This is a genomic window from Curtobacterium sp. 8I-2, assembly GCF_902506155.1.
GTDB classification, from domain to species: domain Bacteria; phylum Actinomycetota; class Actinomycetes; order Actinomycetales; family Microbacteriaceae; genus Curtobacterium; species Curtobacterium poinsettiae.
This window is the reverse complement of sequence record NZ_LR732827.1, coordinates 2412876-2426772: the sequence shown is the minus strand read 5'-3', so window position 1 is coordinate 2426772 and position 13897 is coordinate 2412876. Positions and strand designations below refer to the sequence as shown.

14 protein-coding genes are annotated in these 13897 nt (G+C 72.8%); 4 read left to right on the top strand and 10 right to left on the bottom strand.

Features of this window, described 5'->3' with window-relative positions:
- Positions 1 to 33: 33 nt before the first annotated feature.
- The 3 genes from rlmN to BOSE127_RS15255 all read right to left on the bottom strand — a co-directional run bounded on the left by rlmN (position 34) and on the right by BOSE127_RS15255 (position 3275).
- The gene (rlmN, locus tag BOSE127_RS15265; protein ID WP_159557889.1) at positions 34 to 1266 is read right to left on the bottom strand and encodes a 23S rRNA (adenine(2503)-C(2))-methyltransferase RlmN; all 1233 of its coding nucleotides are present in this window, start codon (positions 1264 to 1266) and stop codon (positions 34 to 36) included.
- Between the two features lie 93 nt (positions 1267 to 1359).
- Positions 1360 to 2334, bottom strand: coding sequence for a C40 family peptidase (locus BOSE127_RS15260; protein ID WP_056073354.1), 975 nt, complete (start codon positions 2332 to 2334; stop codon positions 1360 to 1362).
- Positions 2335 to 2516: 182 nt separating this feature from the next.
- Positions 2517 to 3275 carry a pyridoxamine 5'-phosphate oxidase family protein gene (locus BOSE127_RS15255; protein ID WP_056073357.1) on the bottom strand — a complete coding sequence of 253 codons (759 nt, stop codon included), beginning with the start codon at positions 3273 to 3275 and terminating at the stop codon, positions 2517 to 2519.
- 33 nt (positions 3276 to 3308) lie between these two features.
- Between BOSE127_RS15255 and pdxR the strand changes: the two genes are divergently transcribed.
- Positions 3309 to 4763 (top strand): MocR-like pyridoxine biosynthesis transcription factor PdxR, encoded by a 1455-nt coding sequence (pdxR, locus tag BOSE127_RS15250; RefSeq protein WP_159557887.1) that lies wholly within the window; start codon positions 3309 to 3311, stop codon positions 4761 to 4763.
- A 34-nt stretch (positions 4764 to 4797) separates the two neighbouring features.
- Here pdxR and BOSE127_RS15245 read toward each other — a convergent pair whose 3' ends face one another.
- Positions 4798 to 4992, bottom strand: a complete 195-nt coding sequence (locus tag BOSE127_RS15245; protein WP_042540396.1) for a hypothetical protein — start codon at positions 4990 to 4992, stop codon at positions 4798 to 4800.
- A gap of 133 nt (positions 4993 to 5125) precedes the next feature.
- Here BOSE127_RS15245 and BOSE127_RS15240 point away from each other — a divergent pair, with 133 nt between their 5' ends.
- Both BOSE127_RS15240 and BOSE127_RS15235 read left to right on the top strand, forming a co-directional pair.
- Positions 5126 to 5476, top strand: a complete 351-nt coding sequence (locus tag BOSE127_RS15240) for a GntR family transcriptional regulator (protein ID WP_017885790.1) — start codon at positions 5126 to 5128, stop codon at positions 5474 to 5476.
- Between the two features lie 11 nt (positions 5477 to 5487).
- Positions 5488 to 6429: a DUF1648 domain-containing protein gene (locus tag BOSE127_RS15235; RefSeq protein WP_082509817.1), complete on the top strand. Its 942-nt coding sequence runs from the start codon at positions 5488 to 5490 to the stop codon at positions 6427 to 6429.
- Positions 6430 to 6550: 121 nt separating this feature from the next.
- Here the strand turns inward: BOSE127_RS15235 and BOSE127_RS15230 are convergent, their stop codons facing one another.
- Genes BOSE127_RS15230 through BOSE127_RS15205 form a run of 6 tightly spaced genes read right to left on the bottom strand, consistent with a single transcriptional unit; the run spans position 6551 to position 12772 of the window.
- The gene (locus tag BOSE127_RS15230) at positions 6551 to 7468 is read right to left on the bottom strand and encodes a phosphogluconate dehydrogenase C-terminal domain-containing protein (RefSeq protein WP_017885792.1); all 918 of its coding nucleotides are present in this window, start codon (positions 7466 to 7468) and stop codon (positions 6551 to 6553) included.
- Positions 7465 to 8310 (bottom strand): sugar phosphate isomerase/epimerase family protein, encoded by an 846-nt coding sequence (locus tag BOSE127_RS15225; RefSeq protein ID WP_156463930.1) that lies wholly within the window; start codon positions 8308 to 8310, stop codon positions 7465 to 7467. Before BOSE127_RS15225 ends, BOSE127_RS15230 begins: the two co-directional genes overlap by 4 nt.
- A complete protein-coding gene (locus BOSE127_RS15220; protein WP_159557885.1) occupies positions 8307 to 9122 on the bottom strand; it encodes a triose-phosphate isomerase family protein in 816 nt (271 codons plus the stop codon). The genes BOSE127_RS15225 and BOSE127_RS15220 overlap by 4 nt, the downstream gene beginning before the upstream one ends.
- Positions 9122 to 9607, bottom strand: coding sequence for a ribose-5-phosphate isomerase (locus tag BOSE127_RS15215; protein WP_159557883.1), 486 nt, complete (start codon positions 9605 to 9607; stop codon positions 9122 to 9124). The genes BOSE127_RS15220 and BOSE127_RS15215 overlap by 1 nt, the downstream gene beginning before the upstream one ends.
- Before the next feature lie 25 nt (positions 9608 to 9632).
- A complete protein-coding gene (locus BOSE127_RS15210) occupies positions 9633 to 11354 on the bottom strand; it encodes a dihydroxyacetone kinase family protein (protein ID WP_017885796.1) in 1722 nt (573 codons plus the stop codon).
- Positions 11351 to 12772 carry an MFS transporter gene (locus BOSE127_RS15205; RefSeq protein WP_159557881.1) on the bottom strand — a complete coding sequence of 474 codons (1422 nt, stop codon included), beginning with the start codon at positions 12770 to 12772 and terminating at the stop codon, positions 11351 to 11353. Before BOSE127_RS15205 ends, BOSE127_RS15210 begins: the two co-directional genes overlap by 4 nt.
- A 236-nt stretch (positions 12773 to 13008) precedes the next feature.
- Between BOSE127_RS15205 and BOSE127_RS15200 the strand changes: the two genes are divergently transcribed.
- Entirely contained in the window at positions 13009 to 13758 is a 750-nt protein-coding gene (locus tag BOSE127_RS15200) for a FadR/GntR family transcriptional regulator (protein WP_159557879.1), read from the top strand.
- Positions 13759 to 13897: the final 139 nt, after the last annotated feature.

The window sequence follows — 13897 nt, the reverse complement described above, 5'->3', positions numbered from 1 at the left end:
ACCAACTGGACCGGACCGACTGACCGGACCGACCTACTCGGCCGCGGCCAACTGCCCGCACGCCCCGTCGATCTCCTTGCCGCGGGTGTCACGCAGGGTCGTCGGGATGCCGGCGGCGTTGAGTCGGCGGACGAACTCGTCCTGCACGTGCACCTCGGACGAGGTCCAGACGGAGCCCGGCGTCGGGTTGAGCGGGATCGGGTTGACGTGCACCCATCCCTTGCCACGCTTGTTCAGCTTCTCGGCGAGCAGGTCGGCTCGCCAGGCGTGGTCGTTCATGTCCTTGATGAGCGCGTACTCGATCGAGACACGACGGCCCGTCTTGACGTAGTAGTTGTGGGCGGCGTCGATCGCCTCGTCGGCCTTCCAGCGCGAGTTCACCGGGATGAGCTCGTCGCGGAGTTCGTCGTCGGGGGCGTGCAGGGACAGCGCGAAGGTGAGCGGGATCCCTTCGTCCGCGAGCTTGATCATCGCCGGCACGAGGCCGACGGTCGACACCGTGATGCCGCGGGCACTCATGCCGAGGCCGTTCGGCTGCGGCGCGACCATCAACCGCACCGCGTCCATCACCCGCTTGTAGTTCGCGAGCGGCTCCCCCATGCCCATGAACACGATGTTCGTCACGCGTTCGGCGTCGACGCGGTCGTTGCCGCCCTTGCGGGGATCGCCCCCGAGCTCACCGGCGGCGATCGCGGCGTTGGCCCGGACGATCTGCTCGATGATCTCGGCGGTGGACATGTTGCGGGTCAGCCCGGCCTGGCCGGTGGCGCAGAACGGGCAGTTCATGCCGCACCCGGCCTGGGACGACACGCACAGCGTGATCCGGCCGGGGTACCGCATCAGGACCGACTCGACCAGGGCGCCGTCGTGCAACTTCCAGAGGAACTTGATGGTGTCGCCGTTGTCCGTCGCGAGCCGCCGGGTCTCGGTGAGGAGCGGCGGCAGCATCCCGGCGACGAGCTGCTCCCGCTGGGCGGCGGGCAGGTCGGTCATCTTGGCCGGGTCGGACGTGTAGTGCTGGAAGTAGTGGGTCGCGAGCTGCTTGGCGCGGAACCCGGGCAGACCGAGGTCCTTGACGCGGGCCTCGCGTTCCTCAGCCGTCAGGTCGGCCAGGTGCACGGGCGGCTTGCCGCGCTTCGGGGACGCGAACTGCAGGAGCGGCCGGCCGTCGGTGTCGGTGGCCTGCTTCCAGCCCTCGGTGCGCGGGCGCACCTGCGGACGAGCAGACTGCTGCTGTTCGAACGGGGTGCGGGTGTCGGAAGCCATCACTCCAGGATACGGGAGGCCCGTGATCCGTGGGGACGCCCCGTCCGGGTGGTCCTGCTGGTCACCACCAGGGCCCCAGCGCGGTCCGCCGGGTCAGCTGCCGGCCGGCAGGACGCGGGCGAAGTGGTGCGCCGCCGAGTACATCGGGACGATGTCGACGACCTCGCCCGGGTGCGGTGCCTGCAGCACGAGCCCCTGGCCGAGGTACAGGCCGACGTGGTCGTCGTCGTCGTACACGACGAGGTCGCCCGGCAACGCCTCGGACTCGGGGATCGTGGTGGCGACGGCGTCCTGCGTCGGCACGTAGTGCACGAGCTGGATCCCCACCGCCTGGTACGCGACCATCGTGAGCCCGGAGCAGTCGATGCCCTCGTGGCTCGCGCCGCCCTCGACGTACGGGTCCCCCATGTACTGCAGGGCGGTCGCCAGGATCGTGGCCCGGTCGCCGCCGGCCGACAGCGCGGCGGACAACGCGGACTGTGCCTGCGCCGTCGTCACCCCGAACCGCAGGTCGAGCGTCGGGTAGGACACGATCGTCGTGGTGGTGGTCATGCCGTCGGTCGAGACCACGGGGACCTGCACGTCGTGCGCCACCGTGAAGGTCTGGGCGTCCTGTGCCGTGGTCGTGCCGGAGCGGGTGTCGACCGGCAGCGTGTCGGCGTTCGCGGGCAGGGCGAGCGTCAGGCTCGAGGTCACGGCGATGGCGGGGGCCAGCAGGATCGCGGCGCGCTTCGCGTTCGCGGAACGACGGATGTGCCGCGGGTCGAGTGCTCGTTCGGCACGCAGGGTGGCCGTCCGGCTCAGCACCGCGCTGCCGGCCGACGACGCGACGGGGGCGGGACGCGGCTGCATCCGCACGGTCCGGGCCGGCTTCGGGTGCTCGACGAAGGTGGAACGGGCGGCTGCGGGGCCGAGGGCCGAGCGGCGTCCGCGGGGACGGGACTGCTGCGTGTCCGGCGTCAGCGGCGCGGGATCGGCCGCGGGGTGCGTGTGCGGTCGCGCGGGGTGCGTGTGCGTCCGCGTGGGCTGACGGTCGTCGGCTGCTGCAGGCAGGGTGTGGCGTCCCATGGGTCCTTCCGGGTCGGGACCACTCGGCGGTCCGGAAAGTAACGTATTGGTCACGACGGTGTCCGCGGCTGGGCAGCGCCGGAGTGTTCCTGCAGCTGGTCACAGGAACGATCACCGCTCGCAGGCCACTCCGACGACGCGCACGGCTGTTCCGGAGCCGGCGTGCGGCCGTGGGGACGGGCTCAGACCGACGCGACCCGCATGGCGGCGGCGATCCGGGCCTCCCGGTCGGCGGCCAGACGGTCGAGGCGAGCCGACAGCGCGAGGACGGACGCGTCCACCGGACTGTCCCCCGAGATGTCCCCCGAGATCGGGACACCGGCGCGGACCGCGAGTGGCAGGACGCCCGCCCAGACGGTGTGGTCCTCGCCGTCGGCCGGGTCCTCGCCGACCCCGTGGGCACGGACCTTGACGCTCGCGCGGTCGAGGGGCAGCTGGAGGACCTGGGTGGCGCGGACCTCCTTCGCGGTCATCTCGCGCACCTCGGCTCGGCGACCCGGCATGAGGTGGTCCGCCACCTGCCAGAGCGCTTCGGCACGCAGGTCGGTCGGGACGACGGTGGCGCGGCCGGCGATCATCGCGCTGCGGTAGTTCGCGGAGCTGTCGTTGGTGGAGCGGGCGAACACCAGGCCGTCCAGGTGGGTGACGGTCGCGGCCACCGGGACACCCTCGGCCCCGGCGTCGAGGAACAGGCCGCCTCCGGTCGAGCCGTGCAGCAGCATCACCGGGCCGTCGCCGAGGTCCCCGACGGCGCAGAGGAAGGGCAGGACCACGGGGTGGCCGCCGCGGACGATGCCGACGTGCGCGACGTGGGCTTCGGCGAGGATCGCGTCGAGGACTCCCGGGTCGTCGGACTGGCGGTCGCGCAGGCGGCGGACGCGGAGCGAGGGACCGTCGGCGGCGGGTTCCGTGGGGTGCGGCTGGGCGTTCGGGGTGGGCATGCGCTCACGCTAGGGTCACCAGTGGTCCGATGCGTGGACCAGTTCGGAGTGATCACGGTGGACCAGTCGAGCAAGGTGTCCGGTGTCGTGGCCCGGGTCCGCGCGATGGTGCACGACGGCACCCTGCGCGAGGGCGATCCACTGCCGTCGACGCGTGCGCTGGCGGCAGAGCTCGGGGTGGCGCGCGGCACCGTCGTCGCGGCGTACGAACAACTCGACGGCGAGGGGTACCTGCGCACGCGGCACGGTGCGGTGGCCCGGGTCGCGGCGGACGTGCACGGCCGGACGCCGGGTGGGTCGGTGGCGGGCGGCGCCGGGCCCGGCTCGCCCGTCGCCTTCGCCGCCGACGCCGTCCTGGCCGATCCGTCGCCCGCGGTGCGCATCGACTGCCGGCCGGGCATCCCCGCCGTGACCGCGATCCCCCAGCGGGACTGGCGGGCCGCCTGGCGCGCAGCGGCGTCGGCACCGCTCCGGAACGCGATCGCGGAGCCGCTCGGCTCCCCCGAGCTGCGGGCACAGGTCGTCGCCCAGCTCGGCCTGACCCGCGGGTTCACGACGACGGTCGACCGGGTGCTCGTGACTGCGGGGACCTCGGAGGCGCTGTCGCTGATCACCGAGGCGCTGCGGAGCCTGCTGGGTCGTCCACCCGTCTTCGGCGTCGAGGACCCCGGCTACCGCACCGGGCACCGGGCGATCACGAGCGCGGGCGGGACCCTCGTCGCCGTCCCGGTCGGGGAGGACGGCCTCGACCTCGACGCGCTCGAGGCTGCGGGGCCGGTCGACGCGGTGCTGGTCAGTCCGACCCACCAGTACCCGCTCGGCTCGGTGATGCCGGTGGCCCGGCGCCGTCGGCTGCTCGCCTGGGCGGCTGCGACCGGCACGGTGGTGGTCGAGGACGACTACGACTCGGAGTTCCGGCATCGCGGGACGCCCGTGCCCGCGCTGGCCGCACTCGACGCCGAGGGCGTGGTGCTGCACGTCGGCGGGTTCTCGAAGAAGCTCGACCCGCGACTGCGGTGCGCCTGGGTCGTCCTGCCCTCCGCAGCAGGTGCCGGGATCGGTGCACGGGTGGCGGAGGCGGTGCTGTCGGCGCGGCGTGCACGCGGCGCGGTGGTCGCCGAGCCGGTGCAGGCGGCACTGGCCCACCTGCTGCGCACGGGTGCGCTGCGGCGGCACCTGGGACGGGTGCGCCGCGACTACGCGCATCGCCGAGCCCGGATCGCGGCCCGGCTCGACGACGTCACCGGACTGGAGGCCCGTGCCCTGAACGGCGGACTGCACGCGGTGGTCACGTGGTCGGGTCCGACCACCGGGGCCGACGTCGCCGAGCGGATGGCGGACGCCGGGGTACGAGTGGCGACGCTCGAGGAGTACGGGCTCGCGCCCGGCAGCGCACCGGCGGGCATCGTGTTCGGCTACGGCGCCGTCACGCTGCCGGAACTCGACCGGGCGCTCGACGCGCTGGTGGAGTCCGTCGCGCACGGCTGACCGGTCGCCCGCCCGCACGCACGGCCACGCGGGGTCAGCGGGACTCGGCGATGCCGTTCTTCCGGGCGTTCACGAGGTCTGCGAGCGACGGTTCGCCGACGTCGCCGGGCAGTGCGTGCCCGCGGCGTGCGGCCTTGCGGACCTGTCGGTAGGTGGTGACGCGCAGGGGGTCCACCCCGTCGGCGGACTCGTAGTTCGACGGGGTGCTGGTGGTGGTCGAATCGGTCATCGCGACGGACGGTACGCGTGCCGGAGCCCGCTGGAACCGCGCCTGCGTTCCGCGGCCAAACGGCGTCCGAGCAGGGTCTCGAGGGGCGGGTGACCCCTGGTGCCGAGCGGGATTGTTCGCATAGAATGCGAACATGTTGATCACCGTCGACCCGGGGGCCCGCGCGACCCTGGCGGAACAGGTCGCCACCCAGATCCGCCACGCGATCGCCCGCGGCGAGCTCCGGAACGGCGAGCGACTGCCCGCAGCGCGCGACCTCGCGGCCTCGGTCGACGTCAACATGCACACCGTCCTGCGTGCCTACGCGCTGCTGCAGGACGACGGACTGATCGAGTTGCGGCGTGGCCGCGGTGCGACGGTCCTGCGGTCGGGCAACGCCTCGTTCGACCGGTTGCGCACGCTCGTCGACGAGCTGCGCGACCAGGCGGACACCCTCGGCGTCCCGCTCGACGACCTGTTCACGATGATCAAGGGGGCACGATGACGACACGACCGATGACCACGGGCACACGGCTGGCGGTGGTGGCACCAGGGCTCCTGGTCGCGGTGGGACTGGTGCTCACCGCGGTCCTCGCGGCGCCCGCCATGCCGTCACGGATCGCGATCCACTTCCGGACGGACGGCACAGCGGACGGCTGGGGCTCCCCCTGGACGGCGTTCTGGGTCACCCTGGCGGTGGCGCTCGTGGCCGTCGGGCTCGCGATGGGCGCGCTGCGGTGGCACGACAAGCGGACCGCGGCCACCGTGCTGCTCGTCGCGAACCTGCTGGCCGGGACCCTCGGGTCGGCCTGGGTCCTGCTGGCCTGGACGAACACGGCCGGCGACGGCACCCTGTCCCCGTGGTGGACGGTGCCGTTCCTGCTCGTCGCCGTGGTGGTCGCCGCTGTCCCCGTGCTCGCACTGTTCCGGGTCGCTGCCCCCGTGCCGGCGTCCGACGTCGCACCCCTGACCGTCGGGCCCGACACCCGGGTGGCCTGGCGTGCACGCGTCGGCAGCCGGTGGTTCGCGCTGCTCGGGGCGCTCGTCGTGCTGCTCGGCGTCGGGACCGCGGTCTGGACGGTGTCGGCGGGCGTGACCACGGCGGTCGTGTCCGGTCTGGCCATGGTGCTCGCGGGGCTCGCCGTGCTGGTGCTGGCGCGGGTGGAGCTCACGGTCGACCGACGGGGCATGCGGCTCACGTCCACGTGGACGAGGATCCCGCTCATGCGGGTGCCGTTGGAGCGCATCGAGTCGTGCGGCTGGGAGCAGGTGTCCCCCGGGCAGTGGGGTGGCTGGGGCTACCGGATCTCGGGCCGCGGCGTCGCCTACGTCGTGCGGTCCGGGCCGGGGCTGGTCGCACGGCTCCGCGGCGGGCAAGCGCGGATGGTGACCGTGCCCGACGCTGCGGGCGGCGCCGCAGCGCTGGGCGCACTGCTCGCCGGGCGCGAGACGGTCTGACGGGGCCGGACCGGGCCTCCAGGGCGGCCAGCGGGTGGCGAAGAGCAGCCGTGGCGGCACGGGGAACGCCCCGCCGGAAGGGGGTCGGCGGGGCGTTCCGGTCCGTGGGGACCGCGGGTGATCAGCGCCGGACGGCGTCGATCTTCAGCATCTTCGCGATGACCGAGTCGAGCTCGCTGTCGTCGAAGACCTGCTTCCAGTCCTCCTTGATGAGCTTCTCGCGGCCGTAGCCCATCGCGATGTGGCAGGCGTCGGAGAACGGGTTCGAGCCGCGCAGGCCGTTCGTCAGCGCGATCCAGGTGTGGCCGTGGAGCATGGCGCGGGCGGCCTCGCGGGGCACGCCGACACCGGTGACCGTTTCTTCGAGGGCGTCGTTGAGGAAGTCGCCGATCATGCAGGCGATGGTCTCGACCAGGGTCGGCTCGAGCACGGCGAGCTGCTTCACCGTCACCCAGTGCACCTGGATGACGGGCGCGTACATGGTGGTGATGACGGCCTCGGCGACGGCCTTGGCGCGCTCGTCCTGGTCGCCGAGCGACTCCGACGCGTCGAAGGCCGCGATCACCTCCTGCGGGGCGGCGATGCCACCGAAGGTGTCGTCCCACTCGGCCTTGGTGGTGCGCTCGAGGAACACCGACGGGTGGCACGGGTGCGCCACGGCGTAGTGGACGTCCTCGCGCTTGGCGAGCAGTCCGGCGTAGGCGGCGGCGGGGTCGAGCGTCAGGATCGTGGCGCCGGGCTGCATCACGGGGACGAGCTGCTCGGAGACGGTGCCGAGCAGGACGTCGGGCACGGCGAGGATGACGACGTCGGCGGCCTTCGCGGCGTCGAGGCTGTCGGTGATCTCGCGGCCGAGGGCCCGGATGCGCTCCTGGCCGGCGGGCGAGGCCTCGCTGTACAGGGTCGTGTACTCGCTCTTCGCGAAGTTGTTCGAGACGCGGGTGCCCATCTTGCCGCCGGCACCGATCACGGCGACGGTGACGTCGGCCGTGCCGGATCCGGCAGCGACGGTGTGGGGGGTGGTGACGGTGTCGGTCATGATTCCTTGCTCCTGATGTACTCGATGGTGTGTTCGGTCCACGCCGCCTCGATGCGCGTGGTGGTCTGTGCGGGGGTCTCCCCCGGCAGGGGTTCGGCGCCGGCGTGCTCGTCCTGCCACGGCAGCCAGAACTCGATGACGCGGTTGATCCCCCGGGCGTCGGGCTCGATCGCGGCGCGGACGGCGTCGTGGTCGAGCAGTCCGGTACCGGTGCGGACGCCGGTGTACTGGAACCCGACCCAGCCCGGTGAGCGGGTGAAGGCGGCGTCCTTCACGTGCCAGTTGACGACGTGCGGGGCGGTCATCGCCACGACGTCGGCCGGGTGTTCGAGCCGGGCGACGGTGTTCGCCGGGTCGAGGCAGATGCCGAGGTGGTCGGAGCCGATCGCTTCGACGACGGCGACGAGGTCGGCGGTGGCGACGACCTCGTAGGTCTCCAGCGCGAGGGTCACGCCCGCGCGCTCGTAGGCGGGGAGCGCCTGCCGCAGGCGTCGTCCGGTCTCGGCCGCGTCGGGCTGGTCGTCGCCGCTCGTCCACATGCTCCGGACGAGGGTCGCGCCGAGCTGCTGCGCGACGTGCAGGTACCGGGCCAGGTGCTCCGGCCGGGTGCCACGGGTGCCGACCTCGAGCGTGAGACCGAGGTCGGTGGCCAGGGACCGGATCGACGCCAGGCGCGCATCGGTCGCGGTGTCGAGCGGCAGGTGGTCGCAGATCTGGAACAGGTCGACGCCGTCGTGGGTCGCGGCGTCGCGCAGGGCGTCGTCGAGGGACAGCGGCGACGGCACGCGGTCGGACATGCGCCAGAAGTAGGCGTAGGTGGAGAGGCCGAGCAGGGAGGTCACGCCGGTGCTCCGTCCTGCGTCGCGGCCAGCGCCTCGGCTTCATCGAGGATCGTGCGGATCGCCTCGGGGTCGTGGGCGAAGCGGCCGAGGAACAGGCCGCCGATGCGTCCGGCACCGCGGGTCAGCAGGCCCGGACCGGCACTGCCGCCGTAGATCGCGACCGAGCCGGCGAGCTCCGGCCGGGTCGCCAGGTGCTGCTCGATCCCACCGAGCACCGCGACGATGTGCTCGTCGGGTGCGGGCTGCGGGGCACCGATCGCCCACACCGGCTCGTACGCGGCGATGAGCGGTCCGGCGAGACCGTCGGCGGTGGCCGTGGTGGTGAACCGGTCGAGCTGCGCGGTGACCTCGGCGATCGCGGCTGCGGGGTCGTCGTCGGCGGCGCGCGCGGTCTCACCGATGCAGATCAGGGGCCGCAGGTGGTTGCGGAACGCCGCGTGCACCTTCCCCGCGATCTCGTCGTCCGTCTCGTGGAACAGGGAGCGGCGCTCGGCGTGTGCGATCTCGACGAGGTCGACACCGATCTCCCGGAGCTCCACGCCGGAGACCTCGCCGGTGAACGCGCCCTCGTCCGCCCACGCCAGGTCCTGCGCGCCGAGCGTCACGGGGGCGTCCCCGATCACCGCACGCACCGGCACGAGCGACGGGAACGTCGGCGCCACGAAGAGCTCGACCGCGCCGGAGCGCACCGCCGGGTGGCTCCGGGCGATGTCGGCCACGGCGGCCGCCCACTCGAGCGTCCGGGCGTGCGAGAAGTACATCTTGAGCGACACCCCGATCGTCACGGGGGCGGCCGCCGCGGTCACGGTCATCAGGCGTCGGTCCCCACCGGCGCGGAGCCGTCGTAGGCGCAGATGGCCTGGACCTTCGACGCGCTCGCGCTGGTCTGGTCGAAGGTGTAGCCGAGCCACTCCTTCGACATCCGGCGCGCGACCTCGACCCCGACGACGCGCTGCCCCATGCAGAGGACCTGGGCGTCGTTCGACAGGATCGAGCGCTCGACCGAGAACGAGTCGTGCGCGGTCACGGCGCGGATGCCGGGGACCTTGTTCGCCGCGATCGCGACTCCGAGGCCGGTGCCGCAGACCAGGATCGCGCGGTCGGCCTCGCCGTTCGCCACCAGACGGGCGGCGTCGACGGCGACGTGCGGGTAGGCCGTGTGGCCGTCGGCGTCCACGCCCACGTCGACCACGGAGGCCACGCGGGGGTCCTTCGCCAGGTCGGCCTTGATGGCCTCCTTGTGGTCGAAGCCGGCGTCGTCCGAACCGACGACGATGCGGAACTGCTGCTCACTCATGCGGGTGTGCCTTTCGTGGTGGGGGTCAGGCGGGGACGGCGATGGTCGAGCGGACCGCGGCGGTGATCAGCGCGAACGAGACCGCGCCGGCGTCCGGGGTGCCGACGGCGTCCGCACCGTGGGTGCGTGCACGGCCCATCCGGGGCAACAGGTCGGCCGTGGCGTCGGCCGCGGTCTGCGCTGCGGCCGAGGCGGCCGACCAGGCGTCGACGAGTTCGTCGCCGGCGTCGACCCGGGCGGAGAAGACCTGGTCGAACGGCACGAGTGCGTCGACCATGGTCTTGTCGCCGGGGACGGCCCCGAAGGCCAGGACGGCCTCGGTGGCGGCGTGCACCGCGCTCTGGACGGTGGCGGATGTCGGACGGGACTCGTCCCCGAGGACGCGACCCATGGCCTCCAGGGCAGCACCCCAGATCGCACCGGACGTGCCGCCGGCCTTGTCGGACCAGGCATCACCGGCGATCGCGAGGACCGAACCGGCGCCGGCGCCACGGGCGGCGGCGTCCTGTGCCGCACGGTCGGCGGCGGTGGAGCCGCGCTGCATGCCGATGCCGTGGTCGCCGTCGCCGGCGACGGCGTCGATGCGGCCGAGCTCGTCGGCGTGGTCGTCGATCGTGGCGCGGATCGCGGAGACGGCGCCTGCGACGCGGACTGCTGCGGCCCGGGACTCCTCGGTGCCGGGCGTCACGGGCACCACCACGCCGGCTTCGAGCACCTCGGCCGGCAGCGGCTGCTGCGGGACGGCGCCGCCCTTGCGGTACGCGGGGGCGTCGGCGGGCGCGGCCCAGAGCTGCTCGAGTTCGTCGTCGAGCCAGAACAGGGTGAGCGAGACGCCCGCCATGTCGAAGCTGGTGACGAGTTCGCCGACCTCGGGCTCGACCACGACGATGCCGGCCTCGGTGAGCTTCCGCTGGACGGCACCGAAGACGACGAAGAGTTCCTCGTACTTGACGGAGCCGAGGCCGTTGAGGATCGGGACGACGCGCGCACCGTCCGCGGTGACGCCGGACGGCAGCTCGGTGAGCAGCTCGTCGACGAGCAGGTCGGCCAGGCCGTCCGCGGTGGGGACGTCGGCCTCGGCGATGCCGCGTTCGCCGTGGATGCCCATGCCGATGGCCATCCGGCCCTCGGGGACGGTGAAGAGCGGTTCGTCGGCGCCGGGCAGGGAGCAGCCGGAGAAGGCGACACCGAAGCTGCGCGTGCGGTCGTTGGCGCGGGTCGCGATCGCGGTGACCGCGTCGAGGTCGTCGCCGCGTTCCGCGGCCGCGCCGGCCACCTTGAACACGCAGAGGTCACCCGCGATGCCCCGGCGCTGGTGCGCCTGGTCGGCGGGCGCCGAGGCGATGTCGTCGGTCACGCGGACCGTGCGGACGTCGATGCCCTGTGCCTCGAGCGCCCGTGCCGCGGCGTCGAAGTTGAGGACGTCGCCGGCGTAGTTGCCGTAGCTCAGCAGTACGCCGCCGCCGTGCTCGGACGCCTTCGCCACGGCGGTGACCTGCTGGGCGCTGGGGCTGGCGAACAGGTTGCCCATCGCGGCACCGGCAGCCAGGCCGTGCCCGACGAGGCCGCCGAAGGCCGGGTAGTGGCCGGAGCCACCGCCGACGACGAGCGCGACGGTCCCCTCGGGGCTGGTGGTGGAGCGGGCGACGCCGCCGTGCACCCTGCGGACCCGGGCGCGGTTGGCGGCGACGAAGCCGTCGACCATCTCGTCGGCGAAGTCCGCCGGGTCGTTGAACAGGCGGGTCATGCGCCGGCCTCCTTCGCGATGGCGGTCGGTCCGTCCGTGGCCGCGGCTGCGGTCTCGGCTCCGGTCGCGGCGGCGGCCGCTTCGTTGCGCTTGGTGTTCCGGCCGAGGACGAACATCAGCACGCTCGACAGCACCATGAAGAACCCGACGATGAACATCGGCACCTGGTACCCGCCGGTCCACTCGCTGACCGCGCCCGTGATGTACGGGGCGGCGAACCCACCGAGGTTGCCCACGGTGTTGATCAGGGCGACCCCCGCGGCTGCGGCGGCACCGGTCAGGAACTGCGTCGGGACCGTCCAGAAGTTCGGCAGGGCCGCGAAGATCGCACACGCGGTGATCGCGATGACGGCGACGGTGGCCGCCGGGCTGTTCATGTACAGCGCGACCGGGATCGTCAGACCGCCGACCAGGGCCGGGACGGCGATGTGCCAGACCCGGACGCCACGACGGAAGGCGTCACGCGACCAGAAGTACAGGACGACCGCGGCCGGCACGTACGGGATGGCCGTGATGAGGCCCTTCTGGAACAGGTCGAACGTCGTGCCGAACTGCTCCTGGAAGCCGTCGATGATCGTCGGCAGGAAGAAGCTGAGTGCGTAGAGGCCGTAGATGAACCCGAAGTACACGGCGGCGAGCATCCAGACGCGGCCGGAGCCGAAGGCCGCACGCAGGCCGCCCTTGCCGTGGCCGTCGCCGCCGCCGCCCTTCGCCGCGCTCTCGGCAGCGAGCGTCGTCTCCAGCCAGACCTTCTCGTCCTCGTCGAGCCACTTCGCCTGCGACGGCTTGTCCTTGAGGACGAAGAGGCACAGGACGCCGACGATGATCGCCGGGATCGAGACGCAGAGGAACATGAAGCGCCAGCCGGCCAGGCCGCCGAGGATCCCCTCGTGGGTCATCAGCCAGCCGGCGAGCGGCGAGCCGATGACGCTCGTGAGCGGCTGGGCCAGGTAGAACAGCGCGAGCATCTTGCCGCGGTGGCGAGCCGGGACCCACGTCGACAGGAACAGGATCGCGCCGGGGAAGAACCCCGCCTCGGCGATGCCGAGCAGGAAGCGCAGACCGACGAGCTGCGGGTAGTTCTGCACCCACGTGAAGAGCAGGGACACGATGCCCCACGTGATCATGATGCGGGCGAGCCAGATCCGGGCGCCGAACTTGTGCAGCGCGAGGTTGGACGGCACCTCGAGCACGAGGTAGCCGATGAAGAACACACCGGACGCGAAGCCGAACTGGGCGGCGGTCAGGCCGAGGTCGGCCTCCATGCCGTTGGGGGCGGCGAAGGAGATCGCGGTGCGGTCGAGGAAGTTGATGAAGAACATCAGTGCTACGAACGGCACGATGCGGATCGCGATCTTGCGGATGGCCGTCTTCTCGACGACCGAGGTGGGGATGCCTCGCGTGGCGGGGATGTCCACGATGACTCCTGCTCGGTGGGGGTGGTACGACTCCGCCCGGCTGCTGCGTCGGGGTGGTCCGGGCTGCTGCGCGGATCGGGAGCGGGCGCATCGGTGCGCCTGATCCAGTGTGCGTCGCGCTCGATCAACTTGTCAACCGGTTGACCATTTCGCGCGTCGGCTCGGACGAGGCCGTCCGCCCGGCGCGCTGGCACTGCTCCCGCCGCAACCGGTTGACCGACCGGTACGCTCACTGCATGCCCGCGTTCAGCCCGGACGACCCCCTCAACATCCGACTCGAACTCGAGTCCGTGCCCGTCGGGTCACCCGCCTCGGTGGTCGCCCGACAGCTCGTGTCGCTGCTCACCGCCGGCGAGCTGGCCCCCGGGTCGCGGCTGCCGGCGGAGCGGGTCCTGTCCGAGCGGCTCGGCGTGGGTCGCTCGGCGGTCCGCGAGGCCCTCGCCGCCCTCGAGATCCTGGGCATCGTGCAGATCCGCCCCGGTTCGGGCACGTACCTGCGTGGCGGCACCTCGGACCTGCTGCCGACGACCCTGTCGTGGGGTCTGATGCTCGCCGCGAACCGCACCCGCGAACTGCTCGAGATCCGGTCCTCGCTGGAGCGCACGGCCGCGATCCTCGCCGCGCAGCGCGCCACCGACGAGCAGATCACCGAGCTCGGCGAGTACCTGGTCCGGCAGGAGGCGACGCTCGACGACCCGCAGGCCTTCATCGACGCCGACGTCCGCTTCCACGTCCTGCTGGCACGGGCGTCCGGCAACGACGTGCTCGCCGACCTGCTGCAGAGTCTGCGCTCGATGCTGAGCGTGTGGGTCGCGCGCCGCGTGCAGACCCGGCAGGCGACCGAGGCCGCGTTCCACGAGCACCGCGCCGTCTTCGAGGCGTTGCGCGCCCGCGACGTGCCCGCCGTGCAGCGCGCGATGGACGAGCACATGGCCACGGCGAGCGCCCGCATCGAGCACGCCGAGCCGCTGCCCGCCGACGAGTAGGACTCGTGCGCGGTCGCGCGCGCTCGCGCCCGCTTCGTGAGCAGGAATGGTCGGGTCCGTCGAGCCGGCCCGACGTCCTGTGCTCACGATCAGGGCGGACGGGAGGCCCGGGGCGCGCCCGCCCCGCACCGTGCGGGGG